This window comes from Rhodococcus sp. EPR-134 (assembly GCF_001647205.1).
In the GTDB taxonomy this organism is placed as follows: domain Bacteria; phylum Actinomycetota; class Actinomycetes; order Mycobacteriales; family Mycobacteriaceae; genus Rhodococcus_F; species Rhodococcus_F qingshengii.
On sequence record NZ_LVCT01000385.1, the window covers coordinates 34,642 to 51,015 of the forward strand.

General features: G+C 60.3%; 13 protein-coding genes and 1 tRNA gene. 10 read left to right on the forward strand and 4 right to left on the reverse strand.

Annotation, left to right across the window (positions count from 1 at the left end):
* Positions 1-79: 79 nt before the first annotated feature.
* Together A2J01_RS17640 and A2J01_RS36900 are read right to left on the reverse strand one after the other, a co-directional pair.
* Entirely contained in the window at positions 80-667 is a 588-nt protein-coding gene (locus tag A2J01_RS17640) for an HAD-IA family hydrolase (RefSeq protein WP_231915815.1), read from the reverse strand.
* A 131-nt stretch (positions 668-798) separates the two neighbouring features.
* Positions 799-996 carry a hypothetical protein gene (locus tag A2J01_RS36900; protein ID WP_003941659.1) on the reverse strand — a complete coding sequence of 66 codons (198 nt, stop codon included), beginning with the start codon at positions 994-996 and terminating at the stop codon, positions 799-801.
* Between the two features lie 177 nt (positions 997-1,173).
* Between A2J01_RS36900 and A2J01_RS17650 the strand changes: the two genes are divergently transcribed.
* Positions 1,174-1,247 (forward strand) — tRNA-Ile (locus A2J01_RS17650).
* A gap of 2,046 nt (positions 1,248-3,293) precedes the next feature.
* Positions 3,294-3,812 carry a DinB family protein gene (locus A2J01_RS17665; RefSeq protein ID WP_030536585.1) on the forward strand — a complete coding sequence of 173 codons (519 nt, stop codon included), beginning with the start codon at positions 3,294-3,296 and terminating at the stop codon, positions 3,810-3,812.
* Here A2J01_RS17665 and A2J01_RS17670 read toward each other — a convergent pair whose 3' ends face one another.
* Both A2J01_RS17670 and A2J01_RS17675 read right to left on the reverse strand, forming a co-directional pair.
* On the reverse strand, positions 3,813-5,285 hold the full coding sequence (locus A2J01_RS17670) for a mannitol dehydrogenase family protein (RefSeq protein ID WP_064113217.1): 1,473 nt from the start codon (positions 5,283-5,285) through the stop codon (positions 3,813-3,815).
* A gap of 7 nt (positions 5,286-5,292) precedes the next feature.
* Positions 5,293-6,303 carry an NAD(P)-dependent alcohol dehydrogenase gene (locus A2J01_RS17675; RefSeq protein WP_064113223.1) on the reverse strand — a complete coding sequence of 337 codons (1,011 nt, stop codon included), beginning with the start codon at positions 6,301-6,303 and terminating at the stop codon, positions 5,293-5,295.
* Between the two features lie 139 nt (positions 6,304-6,442).
* On the opposite strand from A2J01_RS17675, the gene A2J01_RS17680 reads away from it, so the two are divergent.
* From A2J01_RS17680 to A2J01_RS17715, 8 genes are all read left to right on the forward strand, one after another.
* Complete coding sequence (locus A2J01_RS17680; RefSeq protein ID WP_054781980.1) at positions 6,443-7,441, forward strand: sugar-binding transcriptional regulator; 999 nt, start codon at positions 6,443-6,445, stop codon at positions 7,439-7,441.
* 63 nt (positions 7,442-7,504) lie between these two features.
* Positions 7,505-8,857 (forward strand): ABC transporter substrate-binding protein, encoded by a 1,353-nt coding sequence (locus A2J01_RS17685; RefSeq protein ID WP_030536581.1) that lies wholly within the window; start codon positions 7,505-7,507, stop codon positions 8,855-8,857.
* On the forward strand, positions 8,854-9,804 hold the full coding sequence (locus A2J01_RS17690) for a carbohydrate ABC transporter permease (protein ID WP_019748978.1): 951 nt from the start codon (positions 8,854-8,856) through the stop codon (positions 9,802-9,804). The genes A2J01_RS17685 and A2J01_RS17690 overlap by 4 nt, the downstream gene beginning before the upstream one ends.
* Entirely contained in the window at positions 9,804-10,670 is an 867-nt protein-coding gene (locus tag A2J01_RS17695; RefSeq protein ID WP_050657016.1) for a carbohydrate ABC transporter permease, read from the forward strand. Before A2J01_RS17690 ends, A2J01_RS17695 begins: the two co-directional genes overlap by 1 nt.
* Before the next feature lie 27 nt (positions 10,671-10,697).
* Positions 10,698-11,792: an ABC transporter ATP-binding protein gene (locus A2J01_RS17700; RefSeq protein ID WP_042450146.1), complete on the forward strand. Its 1,095-nt coding sequence runs from the start codon at positions 10,698-10,700 to the stop codon at positions 11,790-11,792.
* A 94-nt stretch (positions 11,793-11,886) separates the two neighbouring features.
* Complete coding sequence (locus A2J01_RS17705; protein WP_007731141.1) at positions 11,887-12,804, forward strand: carbohydrate kinase family protein; 918 nt, start codon at positions 11,887-11,889, stop codon at positions 12,802-12,804.
* Between the two features lie 95 nt (positions 12,805-12,899).
* Entirely contained in the window at positions 12,900-15,116 is a 2,217-nt protein-coding gene (locus A2J01_RS17710; RefSeq protein WP_064113219.1) for an MMPL family transporter, read from the forward strand.
* A gap of 18 nt (positions 15,117-15,134) precedes the next feature.
* Positions 15,135-16,337: a sensor histidine kinase gene (locus A2J01_RS17715; protein WP_058039428.1), complete on the forward strand. Its 1,203-nt coding sequence runs from the start codon at positions 15,135-15,137 to the stop codon at positions 16,335-16,337.
* The last annotated feature ends 37 nt before the right edge of the window (positions 16,338-16,374 follow it).

Genomic DNA, 16,374 nt, shown 5'->3' on the forward strand with positions numbered 1-16,374 from the left:
TGGGGGGCTTTCTTGTTGTGGTCTGACCTTGTTTTTGTCTGACCTAGTGCGCTCGCAGCAGACCCACCGATCGAAGTGCCTATTCGACGTCTGCCGCCTTGTTTGCTTGTTCGCCGCGAATTCCCAGCCGTCGAGCGCTGAGGACGTTCACCGGGTTGTCGTCGACGAAGAAGGTCTGCTGTGGACGCGCATCGAGCAACTCCAGCGCAGCCAGGAAGGCCGCAGGTTCGGGTTTGGTAGCTCCGAGCATGCAGGAGAAAACATGCTCGTCGATTGCCGATGGAGTTACGACACTCTCGATGGCGGCCAAGAGAACAAGTCCGTTGTCGGAGAGTGTGGCGACCACGACCCCCTCGCTTCGAAGCGCGATTGCGAGATCGATGACCGCGCGGTCCGGGATAAAGGCCTTGGCCCAGGCTCGGCGTAGCTCGTCGCGGTCACCAGGAAACCCGAGTCGTCGAAAGCGTTCCAGGATCGCGGTTTCGGAGTGAATGCCGAGATCGCATTCCTGGTCGAACCCGGACGCGAACACGAGGGCATGAATCTCGTCTTCCGTGACGCCGATGGCCGCAGCCAGTTCTGCGGCGCGACGGTCAGGCTCGAATCGACACAGCACACCGCCCAGGTCGAACAACACGAGTTCAGGTGGTCCGCTGTCGTTCGCCATGTCGGAGAGGATAGGCGGCATCAGCACCCGTGAACGCGACGCGAAGATATTGGCGACAGATACACCAAAGCCCGACGCAAGTGTCTGCGTCGGGCTTTCGGTGTAACCGTCGAACTGTTTGACCGGTGCGCCTACTTCGCTGCGCGATCCGAAGGCTCGAACAGCCGGATGATGTGGCTGGGGTTGATGTAGTAGACACCATTCGGAGAATTGAGAACGAGAGTGTCTTCGGTGAAATCGGTGACGGTGCCGTTCAGTTTCGCGCCGTCGGACATGATGATCCGGATCGTGGCCTTCGAGTTCTTGAATTCGGTCAGTGCAAGCTTCATGTGGTGATCCTGTTCCGTGGGGTGTGCACTCCCACGGTATCGGCTCATCGCGCCTGTGCCGACCAACCTTGGAAGACTCGACTCGAAAGAGTGCATCGCGTCACCGCCTGCCCGATTGTGATCCGCGTCGGATGTGCCGGTAACATTCGGATTCGCCGCGATGCATCGCATCCGGATGGGGCGGTAGCTCAGTCGGTTAGAGCCGTGGACTCATAATCCATTGGTCGCGGGTTCGAGCCCCGCCCGCCCCACATTCAGTTGCCGTGAGCCCGCAGGTCAGACCCAATGACTTTTGTCGAAAGTCATGCTGCCGACGATCGCAACGGCGACAAGTGCGCAGAGTGCAATCAACAGGGCAGTTGCCCACAGGTAGTTGGTGCAGTTGCCCACACGTAGTTGGTATTGAATCGCACGCAACGCGCATGCGGGTACGGCTGAGTTGATCCTTCGTGGCTACACAAGTAAATGTCGTACCGCGATCGTCGATCTCGGACGAGGTGAAAGTCTCGGATCCGGATACCCAATCCTCGACAAGTATCGGGAGCGCAGTGCAATTGGGCGCAACCGAGCGAGCGACGTGCCGGACGTGAAGGAAAAGTAGGTACCTATCCGGGTATTTCAGCGTATGTGCTCGACGTGCAGAAGTGTCACGCTTTAGACGTGCCTACCGGTGTAGGTACAAGGCAGTCGAGCCGTCCCCCCGCGGCTCGGCTGCACCCAAATGTTGACGCGCTGACCGGCAGCCGACTGTCGGAAACGACTCTACGCAAGGAACGGCAACGATAGTGGGCCCCGCAACTGCGGGGCCCTTTCCCTGTCTGAAAAGCGCTGTCGGACTTGGGTCATCACCATTGAGGACTTCGTGCTCGATCACTGGAAACGAGAGCCAACGAGGGCTGTCTCGCCGTCCTTGTCTGCGTCGGATCCATTTTGCCGAGCTTCGTGAATTGCAGAATCCGCAGCCCGCGAGAGCTCAGTAGTTGCCTCGATCGGGTGCAAAACCGGGCAATCGGAACAAAACACTTCTCGATGCGTTACAACTATTGTTAAAGTGTAACGACGAACTGCAAGTGAACAGCAACTTCAAGGTCTCGCTACCGGAAGCCGATGGGCGCCGGGGGAGATTCGTCTGCTGTCGATGGACGCGACGCCGTTGGGCGGCACGGATAAAGGCTCTGCGAATTGCTCCGGGTCGCACCCCTGATCAACCCGACAGACCAACGTAACGGAGAACATACTGTGACAATCAAGAACTCGATCGGGCCTGGTGTCGAAGCCGATCATGGAAACAGGCTGTTCGGCAACACTATTCGATCAGCTGAAGGTGAGGAACTGGTCCAGCGGCTGAATGCCATGTTCGAGCGAGCGAACAGCGCAGGTCAGGTGGTGAATCAACGAGAACTCTCGACCGTGCTTTCTGTGCGGAGATCCGAGGGTTCGCCGGGCGACCGGTCGATTCCGGCGCCTGACAGGCTGATGCATGCGATCGAGGGACTCTCGTACGAATCCCTTTCCCTGTTGATTTGTGCGGCCGAGCATTTACTGCGTTCGGAAGGGGTACATGTCGACTCGACGCCCTTCACGTGAGGGGCGACGAGACCCGTCGAGGAAATCGAAGTGATCGGTCCGTCGCCGACGAACGAGTATTTTGTCACGAACGGAATGACGTAGTTACGTCGTCGTTTGTAATTCTGTTGTGCGACCGGCGAATCAGGCCTCCGGCGTTGCTCAGTCGCACGATCCCGATTCCGCTGCTTCGAAGGCTTCTTGGTGCGCTCACGCGCCTCAGCGTCGAATCCTCTCCAGTCGTCGTGCGGTCCGCTCATGTCATCGCGGATTCGATCGATCGGCGACGTGGAATCAGTCGGAGTATGTCCAGTTCTTCGGCCGATCCGAGTATCGACCGGCAAATCTTGTCGACGGAGTCAGATGCCGGATACCGGCACCGAAATACGGATCAACATTCACCTCGGGAAGCCGCATGAAGTGAATTGACTATCGCAGTCTGCTGTTGTGGTGTGAACGCTGCCCAGGCGCTGGCGGAACCCACGAGTTCAGGGACATCGTTCCATCCAGGGCTCTGTAGCCGGGCCAACGCCGCCTCGACCGTCCCGAAAACTTCGAGGTACGCATGTGCGTCGTCGCATGTGAAGGCGAGTTCGTGGGGTTCCGCGTCGCCCACGTCCCCGCCACACGAAGTAAGCATCAGCACGAATGGAGTCGCAATAGCGATCATGATTCGCTTCATCGGCCAATCGAAGCAGACTGACCCCGCCCTGGCGGACTATTCTCGATCCATGCCGATCACCCCGGATACAAAGAACTGGACCTGGGTCCTCGAACGCCCATGCGCCGAGTGCGGGTTTGATTCGTCCGCTGTGGCGTTCGCGGATGTTCCAGATCTTGTGCGTAGCAATGCCGTCTCGTGGGCCGAGGTACTGGAGCGCGAGAATGTGACGGAGCGGCCGGACAGCGAAACATGGTCAGCGCTGGAGTATTCCGCCCACGTACGCGACGTGTTCCGGATCTTCAAGGTGCGGTTGGAACAGATGCTCGAATTCGACGATCCGCGATTCGAGAACTGGGATCAGGACGCAACAGCCGAGGCCGAGCGGTACAACGACCAAGATCCGGCAAAGGTGGCATCGGAATTGTCCGACGCCGCGGCGGAGGTCGCGAATGCCTTCGAAACCGTGCCAGAGGGTAGCCGCCAACGACGGGGTCTCCGCAGTGACGGATCGGCGTTCACCGTCGAATCGTTGGCGGCCTACTTCATTCACGATCCGATCCATCACCTGCACGACGTCTCGGTGTAGTCAGAGCCCGCGCACCTCCTCGAGGGTTCTTCTGGCTCCGACGGAGTGCAATGAGTCGAGGGTCTTTCGGAAGCTAGCGACAAATCGGCGATCGTCCACGAGATCGCCGAACACTTGGCGGTACCCGATGAAGGCCAACGGGTCGCTCGACTGTTTCTGGGCGAGCGGCACCAGAGTGTCCGACAGCTGATCGACGACGGTGATGGGATCTCCGTTCTCGTCTGTGCCCTCGGCGTAGCGGGCCCAGCTAGCGACAATTGCGGTGGACAGGTTGATCGACCCACCGGTGTCGAGTTGGTTCCGGATGACGGGCAACAGCCACTTGGGAATTCGATCGGACGACTCGGCACACAGACGTGCAATCGTGTCGCGGATCTGGGGGTTCGAGAATCTTTCGATGAGGGTCTTCTTGTACTGATCGAGGTCGACGCCGGGTACCGGGTCAAGGGTCGGCGTCGCTTCGAGATTCATGTAGTCGAGCAGGAACCCCGACAAGAGTTCGTCCTGGCATGCCTCGTGGACCAGGCGGTATCCGGCAAGGTAGCCGAAGTACGCGATGCCTTGATGGCCGGCATTGAGAAGGCGCAGTTTCATCAGTTCGTACGGGCGAACATCCGGCACGAGATTGACGCCGGCATTCTCCAGAGGTGGCCTGCCTGAGGTGAACTCGTCCTCGAGGAACCACGCGGTGAACGGCTCAGCCGCGACCGGCCACTGATCTTCCACGCCAAACGTCTCGGCGATCTCTGTGGTCACCTCGGCTGTCGTGACGGGTGTGATCCGGTCGACCATGGAGTTGGGGAAGGCGCCGTTCTCGTCGATCCACTCCGCAAGTTCGGGATCCTTCAGGGCGGCGAACGCTCCGACTGCCGTCCTGGCGACCGATCCGTTGCCTTCGATGTTGTCGCAACTCATGATCGTGAACGGGGCGAGGCCCCGGTCGCGACGGAGTGCGAGTGCCGCACAAATCAGACCGAAGGTGGTGTGGGGGAGTGTTCCCGGCTCGAGATCGTGCATTACAGCGGGATCGGACGCGTCGAACTCACCCGTAGTGTGCGAGATGTTGTATCCGCCCTCGGTGATGGTGAGAGATACGATTTTCGTCGATTCGGATGCCATCTTTTCGATCACCGCCTCCGGATCCTCCGGAGCGAACAGGTACTCGACGATCGACCCGATGACCCGGGCCTCGAGGGTTCCGTCAGAATGCTTGAGCGCCAGCGTGTAGAGGCAGTCCTGCGCGCGGAGAGCGTCTTTCATCCGCTTGTCCGACGGCATCACTCCCACTCCGCAGATTCCCCAGTCGAAGCCCTCACCGCGTCGCAGGAGATCATCGATGTACATGGCCTGGTGTGCACGGTGAAAGCCTCCGACACCGAAATGCACTATGCCAGTAGTGACTTTGCTCCGGTCGTAGTTCGGCACTTCGAGTGCAGCATCGAAGTCGAACAGGGTCTTCGTATTGAGTTCCATGAAAGTACTAGTCTCCTTCGGCGACGATGACTACGGCTTTGATGCTGCCGAGAATGCAATCGGCCACCAGGGCCTCTTGCGACTGTTCGAGTGAAAAGCGTGCTGTGACCATCGAGTCCAGATCGACGCGCCCGGCAGCGACCAATGCGGCGGCGATCGGCCACGTGTTGGCGTACCGGAACACTCCGGTCAGCATCAGTTCGCGATTCTGAATGATCGGGACCGGCAACGGTATCTCGTCGGCACCCATTCCGACCAGAACGACGGTCCCAGCGGGCCGAAGTGCGTGAATCCCGTCGATCACCGCGGCCGTGGCACCCGAGGCGTCGATGAATGCGTCGACGGCCAGCGAGCGTACGTCGCTCTCACGTGGATCAACGACGGTTGTTGCGCCGAATTTCAGTGCCACATCACGTCGGGCCGCATCGATGTCCGAGACGATGACTTCCGTCGCGCCGAATGCCTTGGCCACCTGCGTCGTCACGATTCCTACCGGGCCGGCGCCGGCGATCAACACCCGAGAGCCGGCAGTGATCCCCGCCTTCTGGGCTGAGGCGATCCCTACGGAGAGTGGCTCGAACAGCGCAGCTGCCTCGTAGGACACGGAATCTGCGATGGGATGGGCGAAGTCGGCACCGATCGTGACGTAGTCGGTCAGCGCACCGTCGATCGGCGGCGTCGCGAAGAACTCCATATGAGGGCAGAGGTTGTATCTGCCTGCCTTGGATTCGGGACTTGTCGGATCGGGCTTCTGAGGCTCGATGGAGACACGCTGCCCGATGCGTGTTGGGTCGACGCCGTCACCGACCGCGGCGATGCGTCCCGATGCTTCGTGTCCGAGAACGAGCGGTGAGTTGACTACGTAAGGGCCGATGCGACCTTCGTGAAAGTAGTGCGCGTCCGACCCGCACACGCCCACGGCATGGATGCGAACGAGGACTTCACCCGCCTTCGGGGACGGTCGTGGTCTCTCGACCATCTGCATCTTTCCGGTCTCGACGAGGACATTTGCCCGAATTGTCGCAGGTAGATCGACGGATTCTCCGGAAACTGTTGTGTGGGTCACAACGTAGATGTTAGCTTAATGAGCATAAGAACATCTAGTGAGCATTTGCTCACGATCGAGAAACTTTGAACCTGATGCACAAGGAGACCGTGTGAACCAGTCGGCTCAGCCCACAGGACTCAAGTCGTCGAAGTTGCCCGCTTCCGAGGATGTGCGGCTCGCCTTGCGGGCGGCGACGATGTATCACCTCGAAGGCGCCACTCAGGCGGAGATTGCAGCGAAATTGGGCGTCTCGCGGCCGACAGCCGGGCGACTGTTGGCCAGGGCGCGGACGCAAGGTTTGGTCAGGGTCGAGATTTTGGTACCGCCGGAGCTCGAAGGTTCGGTGAACACGGAGTTGGAATCGAAGCTGGAGAAGCACTTCGGGTTGGCCGAAGTGTTGATCGTCCCCGAAGCGATTTCGGATGCGGACGACCCGGACTTCGACGCACTCGGTCGACGAGCAGCGGAAGTTCTGGTTCGTCGTCTGCAGCCTTCGAGCGTTCTCGGGTTTACCTGGGGTCCGGAAACCGTTGCGGTAGCAGGATCTTTGCCGGACAAGGCCGCGAAGTGCTCGGCTGTGGTACAACTTGACGGCTCCATGACGGTGACCGACTACCAAACCGGTGTCGACTTCACCATCGGCCGATGTGCACAACAGTTGCAGGCCAATCCTATTCGTCTCAACGCTCCGCTGTATGCCGACCCGGCGACCGTGGAGTCGATGCGAAACGACTCGGTGATCTCGAAGGCGCTGCAAGCCGGAACTGATTCCGACATCATGGTTTTCGGAGTCGGTGCCGTCTCGACCGCGACGACCTTGTTTGCCGGTAGCTTCGTCGACTCGACCATGCTGGACGAGTTGGAAAGTCGAGGCGCTGTCGGTGAAATCGGCGGCCGTTTCTACTCGGTCGACGGCAATCCAGTGGAGGGGCCACTACCTGAGCGAACGGTCTCCGTATCGCTCGACGCAGTGAAATCCTGCGATCAGACGATTCTGATTTCGGGAGGAACACACAAACGCCAGGCCGTTCTGGGCGCATTGCGCGGAGGTTTGGCAAACGTACTCGTCACCGACGTCGAGTGCGCCCAGTGGCTGCTCGAAGGCTAGCGATCTCACGAGTTTCGCGGTCCGAGCGCGCGACTGACACGCAAGTGTGAAGGAAGGTAATCCGTGAAAACAGGAAGACGAGTGTGGGGCGCTGCCGCGGCGGCGCTCTGCCTCCTGGTGTCGGGATGTGCGGGCGCTGGTGCGCTCGGTGGTTCCGGCGAACGAACAGTCACCATCGCGATGGTGTCGAACTCGCAGATGCAGGACGCCATCAAACTGGCGCCGGCTTTCGAAGCCGAGAACCCTGGCATCGACCTCAAATTCGTCAGCCTTTCCGAGAACCAGGCGCGCGCCAAGATCACGGCGTCGACGGCAACCGGCGGCGGTGAGTTCGACGTCGTGATGATCAGCAACTACGAGACACCTCAGTGGGCCGCCAACGGTTGGCTCACGAACCTGTCCGACTATGCAGACACGACGCCCGGTTACGACGAGGACGACTTCGTACCGTCGATCAAGACTTCTCTGTCGTACGAGGACAGTATGTACGCGGTCCCCTTCTACGGGGAGTCGTCGTTCCTGATGTACCGCAAGGATCTGTTCGATCAGGCGGGGATTACAGTTCCCGAAGACCCGACGTGGCAAGAAGTTGCAGGTTGGGCAGCACAGTTCGACAACCCGGACGCCAAGATGGCGGGAATCTGCTTGCGCGGAAAGCCTGGCTGGGGTGAGGTACTCGCACCGCTGAACACCGTGATCAACACCTTCGGTGGACGCTGGTACGACGAGAATTGGAATGCGCAGCTGACCAGTCCGCAGGTCGAGGATGCGGTTCAGTTCTACGTGGACACGGTCAAGGAGCACGGTCAGCCGGGTCCTGCCACAAGCGGATTCGGTGAATGTGCAACACAATTCGCGCAAGGCAACACGGCGATGTGGTACGACGCGACGTCGGCTGTGTCGGTTCTCGAGGACCCTGCGTCGTCGAAGGTAGTCGGCAACATCGGATATGCGAAGGCCCCGAAGGTCGAGAAGTCCGATCCTGGTTGGCTCTACACGTGGGCGCTCGGAATCCCGGAGTCGGCAAAGAACAAAGATGACGCCTGGAAGTTCATTTCCTGGATGACGAACAAGGACTACATCCAGAAGGTCGGAACCGAACTCGGCTGGTCGAGAGTTCCTCCGGGAAGTCGCCTATCGACCTACGAGATTCCGGAATATCAAGAGGCCGCACAGGCATTCGGTCCGATCACCCTCGAATCGATCAACAATGCAGATCCGAAAAACCCGACAGTGCAACCGGTTCCGTACACCGGCGTCCAGTTCCTCACCATCCCTGAGTTTCAGGACCTGGGCACTCGCGTCAGCCAGCAGATCAGTGCGGCCATCGCGGGTCAGAAGAGCGTGAAAGAAGCACTCGAACAATCCCAGCAGTATGCCGAGGTGGTCGGCAAGACCTATCAGGAGAACCGATGACTACGGTTGCCGAGCCCAGAACTACGGTGGACGACGCGCCACCGGTCCGGGTCGAAAAGAAGATCTCCCGCGCCGAGGGTTGGCGTCGTAGAGGTCCCCTGTTGCCGGCGTTGATCTTCTCGATCGTCGTCACCCAGATTCCGTTTCTGTTCACCCTCTACTACTCGACGCAGTCGTGGAACCTAGTCCGGCCGGGATCGCGGCACTTCAACGGGTTCGACAACTACATAGAGGTTTTCAAGGACAGTCAGTTTCGGGAAGTCGCGGTCAACACGGTCATCATGATCGTGGGAACCGTCATCGTTTCCGTGATCCTCGGACTCGCGCTGGCGCTGCTACTCGACCGCGCATTCCTCGGTCGGGGGATCGTGCGGACACTGCTGATCACGCCGTTTCTCATCACTCCCGTCGCCGGCGCATTGCTGTGGAAGACAACAATGTTCGACCCGGTGTTCGGTATCGTGAACTTTGTCCTCCAGCCTTTCGGCGTCGGCCAGGTCGACTGGGTCAGTAAGTTTCCGCTCGCCGCCGTCATGATCAATCTGATCTGGCAGTGGACGCCCTTCATGATGCTGCTCATTCTGGCCGGTTTGCAGTCCATGCCCCGAGACATTCTCGAAGCCGCACGAGTGGACGGAGCCAAGCCGTTTGCGATGTTCCGCGAACTGACGTTGCCGCACCTGCGCCGCTTCATCGAACTCGGTGCAGTTCTGGGTGCGATCTACCTCGTGAACACCTTTGACGCGGTGTACATGATGACCTCGGGTGGGCCCGGCGTGGCCAGCTCGAACCTGCCGTTCTACATCTACCAGCGCGCGTTCCTCGGCTTCGACGTAGGTCAAGCTGCGGCGATGGGTGTCGTGACAGTGATCGCGACGATCATCGTGTCGACACTTGCGCTCCGATTGATCTTCAAGAGCTTCACCGGCAACGAGGAGGCGGCGTGATGACTGCCGTAGAGACGACAAGCGCGACGACCGACAAACCCGTCGTCAAGAAAAAGAAGAGCAGTAAGTTCAGTCCGTGGTCGGTCGTGGCGTGGATCGCCGCTCTCGGATTCTTCTTCCCGGTCTTCTGGATGGTCCTGACCGCGTTCAAGACCGAGGCAGACGCCTACACGGATCCGCCGAAGCTGTTCTTCACTCCCACCCTCGAACAGTTCCGTGCCGTCCTCGACTCCGGTCTCGGCACGACGCTGGCAAACTCCGCATTTGCGACGGCCATGTCGACGATTCTTGTTCTGCTACTGGGTGTTCCGGCTGCGTTTGCATTGTCGCTTCGCCCGGTAGCCAAGACTCAGGACGTTCTGTTCTTTTTCATCAGTACCAAGATGCTCCCAGTCGTCGCTGCAATCGTGCCGCTGTACGTGATCGTCAACGACATCGGATTGCTCGACAACATCTGGGCGCTGGTCATCTTGTACACATCGATGAATCTGCCGATCGCAGTGTGGATGATGCGTTCGTTCTTTCTCGAAGTCCCCGGCGAACTTCTCGAAGCTGCCAGCATGGACGGCGCGAGTTTGTGGACCTCGGTTCGCGAGGTGATCCTCCCGCTGATCTCGCCCGGAATTGCTGCGACTGCGCTGATCTGCGTGATCTTCTCGTGGAACGAATTCTTCTTCGCCGTCAACCTGACAGCTGTTCAAGCACAGACGATTCCGGTCTTCCTGGTCGGGTTCATCACCGGCGAGGGCCTGTACTGGGCTCGGCTCTCCGCGGCAGCGACCATGGCGGCATTGCCCGTCATCCTGGCCGGTTGGTTCGCCCAGAACAAACTGGTGCGCGGCCTGTCCTTCGGTGCAATCAAATAATTCTCCTCACCCTCTCAGGAGTTCGTCATGGCTGAAATCTCGTACCAGAAAGCGTCTTGCATCTACGAAGGTGCCGGGACCCTCGCTGTCGATTCACTCGATCTCGACATCAACGACGGGGAGTTCATCGTGCTCGTCGGTCCGTCAGGTTCCGGAAAGTCCACGGCCCTGCGCATGTTGGCAGGGCTCGAGGACATCGATTCCGGCGCGATCACCATCAACGGCAAGGACATGACCGATGTCCCGTCCAAGGATCGCGACATCGCAATGGTCTTCCAGAATTACGCGCTGTACCCCAACAAAACCGTCGGGGAAAATATGGGGTTCGCGTTGAAGATGCGCGGTGTGCCCGTCGAGGAGCGTAAGAAGAAAGTGGCCGAAGCGGCCAAACTGCTTGACCTGACTGACTATCTCGACCGCAAGCCGGCCAAGCTTTCCGGTGGTCAACGGCAGCGAGTTGCCATGGGCCGAGCTATCGTTCGTGAACCGCAAGTGTTCTGCATGGACGAGCCGCTCTCCAACCTCGACGCAAAGCTACGCGTCCAGACCCGCACGCAGATCGCGGCGTTGCAGCGTCGTCTCGGAACCACCACCGTCTACGTCACGCACGATCAGGTGGAAGCGATGACGATGGGTGATCGCGTGGCAGTGCTCAAGGGCGGCAAGTTGCAACAATTCGCTTCTCCGACCGAACTTTACGATCGGCCGGCCAATGCGTTTGTTGCAGGCTTCATCGGATCTCCAGGTATGAACTTGGTAACGGCGCCGGTCAGTTCGGGTGGGGTGCGTTTCGGCGACGTCGAGGTTCCGCTGGACCGCGAGCAGATGGCGGCAATCGCCGCGGCCGGTCTGGCTTCGGTCACAGTAGGAATTCGGCCCGAGCAATTCCAGGTGGTCGCTGCCGGAGACGGAATCGCAGCTCAGATCGACCTGGTAGAGGAACTGGGCAACGAGTCGTACATCTACGCACACGTGCCTGGTACCGAAGCCGACCCGATCTCGCTCGTTGCACGCACCGGCGGGCGATCGAAGCTGCAGTACGGCCAGACGCTGGGCTTCGAGCGGGTGGACGGCCTTGTTCACCTCTTCGACCCGGCTACGGGCGAGCGTGTGGGTAGCTGAATCCATCACAATCGTGACCTGCTCGGCACCCGAACTCGTTCGTGCCGAGCAGGTCACATCCATCTTCGACTGGTGAGAAGGTTAGGGTCTACCGATGAGTGATACACGCGAACGATCCGTCGTGGTGTGTGGTGAGGGACTGGTTGATCTGGTTCCGGTGGGGGAGAACTTCTCACCCAAGTTGGGCGGTGGACCGTTCAACGTTGCGATTGCACTGGGTCGACTCGGATCCGACGTGGGATTCGTCTCTCGCTTGTCCACAGACGCTTTCGGAGATCGGATGATCGACTCGCTGGCCGCGTCCAATGTCGACACAACTGGGGTCGAACGTGGGCCCGAGCCGACAACTCTGGCCGTCGTGAACCTTGCAGCGGACGGAGGTGCGCGGTATTCCTTCTACCTCGAGGGAACGGCGGATCGACAGTTCGCGCTGCCGAAACTTCCCTCTGCCCGGGCATTCTCGTTCGGAACGCTGTCGCTGGTGCTCGAGCCCGGGGCCTCTGCCTACGAAGCTTTGCTGCACGAAGCACACGCCCGCGGTCGACTCACCATGGTGGACCCCAACATTCGTCCGGCGGTGATCTCCGACCCGGACGCGTATCGACGACGGTTTCGTTCGTGGTTGCCCGCCATCGATATTCTCAAAGTGAGCGACGACGACGCGAAGTGGTTGGGTTCGGTCGACGGCGCCGAGTGGCTCCACGAAGGCGTCGGCGCCGTCCTGCTCACCCGTGGTGGTGACGGGTTGCGGTTGATCACCGAGGAACTCGATGTTTCGGTGCCGGCGCCCGCGGTCGACGTCGCGGACACGATCGGTGCGGGCGACACCGTTCACGGAGCCCTGTTGGCCTACCTTGATCGTCACGACGCACTCGACGTCGCTGTTGTGCGTGCGTTCACCGAGGCAGATTGGTCGGCCGCGTTGACCTTTGCCGCACGCGCGGCAGCCGTCACCGTGTCACGTCCCGGGGCGGATCCGCCGTGGTCAAGGGAGTTGGGCCTGCCCGTCTAGCACTGGGGACCACCGCCCTACTGCGAGCGCAGTACGTCGAACTGCCTACCTGTGCACGATGTGCGACGGGGTCGTGTATCGGCACAGTGACACGCATGTCGATATTCCTGTACAAACTCTCGCGACTCGCGTTTCGGCGCCGTTGGGCAATGGTGGGCTTCTGGGTCGTCCTGCTGGTGGCGGGCGGAGTAGGCGCAGCAACGCTGTCCGGTCCGACCGTCAATACGTTGTCGATTCCGGGCACCGAATCACAAGCGGCGCAAGATCTTCTGGCTGAAAGATTTCCGCAATCGTCCACCGACGGAGCCAGTGCTCGCATCGTCTTCGAATCTCCGGCGGGCACGCCGCTCACCGATCCGGCGATTCGACAATCCGTCAGTGACTTGGTCTCTGCGCTCGGGAAGGATCCTGAGATTGCAGCGGTATCGGATCCGTATGCCTCCGGCGGAGTGTCGCCGACTGGGACGATCGGATACATGCAGGTCTCCTATACCGCCGACTCGATGGACTTACCGGACAGTTCGAAAGAACTGCTCGAGTCCGCCGTCCACGACGCCGCGGATTCAGGGCTGGCAGTCGATGTTGCCGGCAACGTGCTGATGGAAAGCAGCGCCGAATCGATGGGAGAGGTGATCGGAGTCGCGATCGCCGCGGTGGTGCTGACCGTCACCTTCGGTTCCTTGGTTGCGGCGGGGCTTCCCTTGATCAGCGCGTTGATCGGCATCGGCATCGCGATCTGCACGATCACAATCGCAACTGGTTTCATCGAATTAGGTTCGAGCACAACCGTCCTGGCAATGATGCTGGGGCTCGCCGTGGCGATCGACTATTCGCTCTTCATCGTCTCGCGCTACCGCTCCGAACTACGTGACGGACATGATCCAGAAATTGCTGCGGGCCGCGCAGCGGGGACTGCGGGTTCGGCCGTAGTGTTCGCGGGGTTGACGGTGCTCATCGCATTGGCAGGACTGTTCGTCGTGAACATCCCGTTCCTGACGAGCATGGGTCTGGCTGCAGCATTCGCAGTTGCTGTTGCAGTGGTGATTTCACTGACGCTGCTGCCCGCCACACTCGGATTTGCAGGGTCGCGCGTCATGAGTCGGTCTGATCGTCGACTGCTGGCGTCCGGCGGTGAACTGACACACCGGAAACAGTCGGAGGGGGCGGGCTCGCGATGGGCCAAGTTCGTGATCCGGCGTCGAGTTCCGGTTTTGCTCGCGTCAGTCCTCGGGCTGGGATTGCTGGCGATCCCCACATTCGGAATCAACCTGAGTTTGGCGAGCCCACCAGTGCCCGACACAACTTCCGCCAGGGCTACCGACCGACTATCCGAGGGGTTCGGTGCCGGGTTCAGCGGTCCGCTCATGGTGGTCGTCGACGTTGCCGACGCCGCAGATCCGGCAGCGGCATTGAGCGGCGCCCAGGAAAAGCTCGGTGCTCTGCCCGACGTAGCGGCAGTGACGCCGCCAGCACTCAATCAGGCCGGCGATACAGCAGTCATCACGGTGGTTCCCTCGAGTGGCCCGGAAACCGAGGCAACAAAGGCGCTCGTCGCAGATATACGTGAGGTCGCCGGATCACTGACCGACGAGACCGGAGCCACGATGTCGGTCACCGGTCAGACAGCGTTGACGATCGACGTTTCGGATCGCCTGGCCGACGCCCTGGTTCCCTACCTCGCATTGGTCGTCGGCCTCGCCTTCATCCTCCTGATGTTGGTGTTCCGCTCGATCTTGGTACCACTCAAGGCAACTCTCGGATTTCTGCTCTCGATCGGTGCGACGTTCGGTGTGCTGGTCGCGATCTTCCAGTGGGGTTGGTTCGCCGGCATTCTCGGAATCGAAGGTCAAACCGGATCAGTTGTGGCGATGTTGCCCATCTTCATGATTGGCATCGTCTTCGGGTTGGCGATGGACTACCAGGTGTTCCTGGTGACCAGAATGCGTGAAGCGTTCGTCCACGGTGACGGACCGGATGAAGCAGTCGTGAAGGGCTTCGACCAGGGCGCGCGAGTGGTCACGGCCGCGGCGCTGATCATGATCGCCGTTTTCGCGGGCTTCATCTTCGGCGGCGACGCCTTCATCATGCAGATCGGACTCGGACTCTCGTTCGCGGTTCTGTTCGACGCCTTCGTGATTCGTATGACCGTCGTACCGGCCGTCATGTCCCTGTTGGGCTCGAGGGCATGGTGGTTCCCCTCATGGCTGGACCGGTTGGTCCCGAACGTCGATGTCGAGGGGGAGCAGTTGACTGCGCTGCTCGCAGATTCGAAGGATTCCACTGAACCCACGAGCGACAAGTTGTCGGTGTGACCCGGATACGGTAGATCGATGACTTCGACATCGACGTGGGGTCGATGGTGTGCGGAACACCCGCGCACCATCGACCTGGCACTGGCGATTCTCGTGCTCCTTGCCACGTGGACGGCGCACCGCATCGCGCTCGACGGCAATGACACCCGCGAGGTCACGGTTGTGGGAGTGCTTGTAACAGCGATCGCAGCGGCAACCATCGTGTTCCGAAGGCGCTATCCGTTCTCGGCACTGGCGGTGGCAGTACTCCTCGGCGTATTGATGATTGCACTGTCAGCGCCGCCGAATGCCGGCACAGGTTCCGCAGCGATGGTGTGCCTCTACTACGTTGCCAGCACGAGTGACCGCCGGAGGACCTTCTTCGCAGCGGCGAGCACAGTCAGCTCGCTGATGCTCGTCACGATCTTCCTGGGAGTGGGGAACAATCTCCTGCAGGAGGCACTGGGGTTGTTGGCTTGGTTGCTGATGGCAAGTTTTGCCGGCGCCGAGGTCCGTTCTCGCCGAGCCTATCTGGAGTCCGTCGAGGCGCGCGCGGTGCAAGCGGAAAGAATGCGCGAGGACGAGGCCCGACACCGCGTCGTCGAAGAAAGGATGCGGATTGCGCGAGACCTGCACGACGTTGTCGCGCACCACATTGCCTTGGTCAACCTGCAAGTCGGGGTCGCGTCGCACTTGATCGGGAAAGACCCGGAGAAGGCGACGACTGCACTACGCGGAGTGGAGGAAACGTCCAAGGCGGCACTCGATGAAATTCGGGCCACGGTCGGAGTTCTCCGTGATGCTCAGGACGGTGATCGCTCGATGAAGCCGGCTCCGGGGCTTTCGGATCTACCGGCACTGGTGGATCAATTCGTCAGTGCAGGAATGGAAATCGATGTGCGCGCTGTGGGTTCGCTGCGCCCACTCGGGCCCGCAGTAGATCTCACAGCGTACCGAATTATCCAGGAGGCACTCGTGAATGCGAGCAAGCATGCGCTGCCAGGAGCCGTCACCGTGTCGTTGTCATACGAAGCCGAGGTTCTGATGCTGTCGGTCGAAAACGCCGGAACGGCAGTGCCTTCGACGTCACCACCCGGGTACGGACTGCTGGGAATGAAGGAGAGGGCACAGGCGATGGGAGGCGAGGTCTCAGCAGGATTCCGCGCCGACGGGGGATTTCGTGTGGACGCCCAACTACCGCTTGTCTCGGTGTCCAGGGGTTCGGAGCGTGAGGAGTCGTGAGTATTCGGGTGGTAGTGGCAGACGATCAGGCGCTCTT

Excerpts from the sequence above, each read along its gene's own strand:
- A2J01_RS17715 (WP_058039428.1), top strand. The coding sequence starts at position 15,135 with ATGACTTCGACATCGACGTGGGGTCGATGGTGTGCGGAACACCCGCGC.
- A2J01_RS17695 (WP_050657016.1), top strand. The coding sequence starts at position 9,804 with ATGACTGCCGTAGAGACGACAAGCGCGACGACCGACAAACCCGTCGTC.
- A2J01_RS17700 (WP_042450146.1), top strand. The coding sequence starts at position 10,698 with ATGGCTGAAATCTCGTACCAGAAAGCGTCTTGCATCTACGAAGGTGCC.
- A2J01_RS17670 (WP_064113217.1), bottom strand. The coding sequence starts at position 5,285 with ATGGAACTCAATACGAAGACCCTGTTCGACTTCGATGCTGCACTCGAA.
- A2J01_RS36900 (WP_003941659.1), bottom strand. The coding sequence starts at position 996 with ATGAAGCTTGCACTGACCGAATTCAAGAACTCGAAGGCCACGATCCGG.
- A2J01_RS17705 (WP_007731141.1), top strand. The coding sequence starts at position 11,887 with ATGAGTGATACACGCGAACGATCCGTCGTGGTGTGTGGTGAGGGACTG.
- A2J01_RS17640 (WP_231915815.1), bottom strand. The coding sequence starts at position 667 with ATGGCGAACGACAGCGGACCACCTGAACTCGTGTTGTTCGACCTGGGC.
- A2J01_RS17690 (WP_019748978.1), top strand. The coding sequence starts at position 8,854 with ATGACTACGGTTGCCGAGCCCAGAACTACGGTGGACGACGCGCCACCG.
- A2J01_RS17665 (WP_030536585.1), top strand. The coding sequence starts at position 3,294 with ATGCCGATCACCCCGGATACAAAGAACTGGACCTGGGTCCTCGAACGC.
- A2J01_RS17710 (WP_064113219.1), top strand. The coding sequence starts at position 12,900 with ATGTCGATATTCCTGTACAAACTCTCGCGACTCGCGTTTCGGCGCCGT.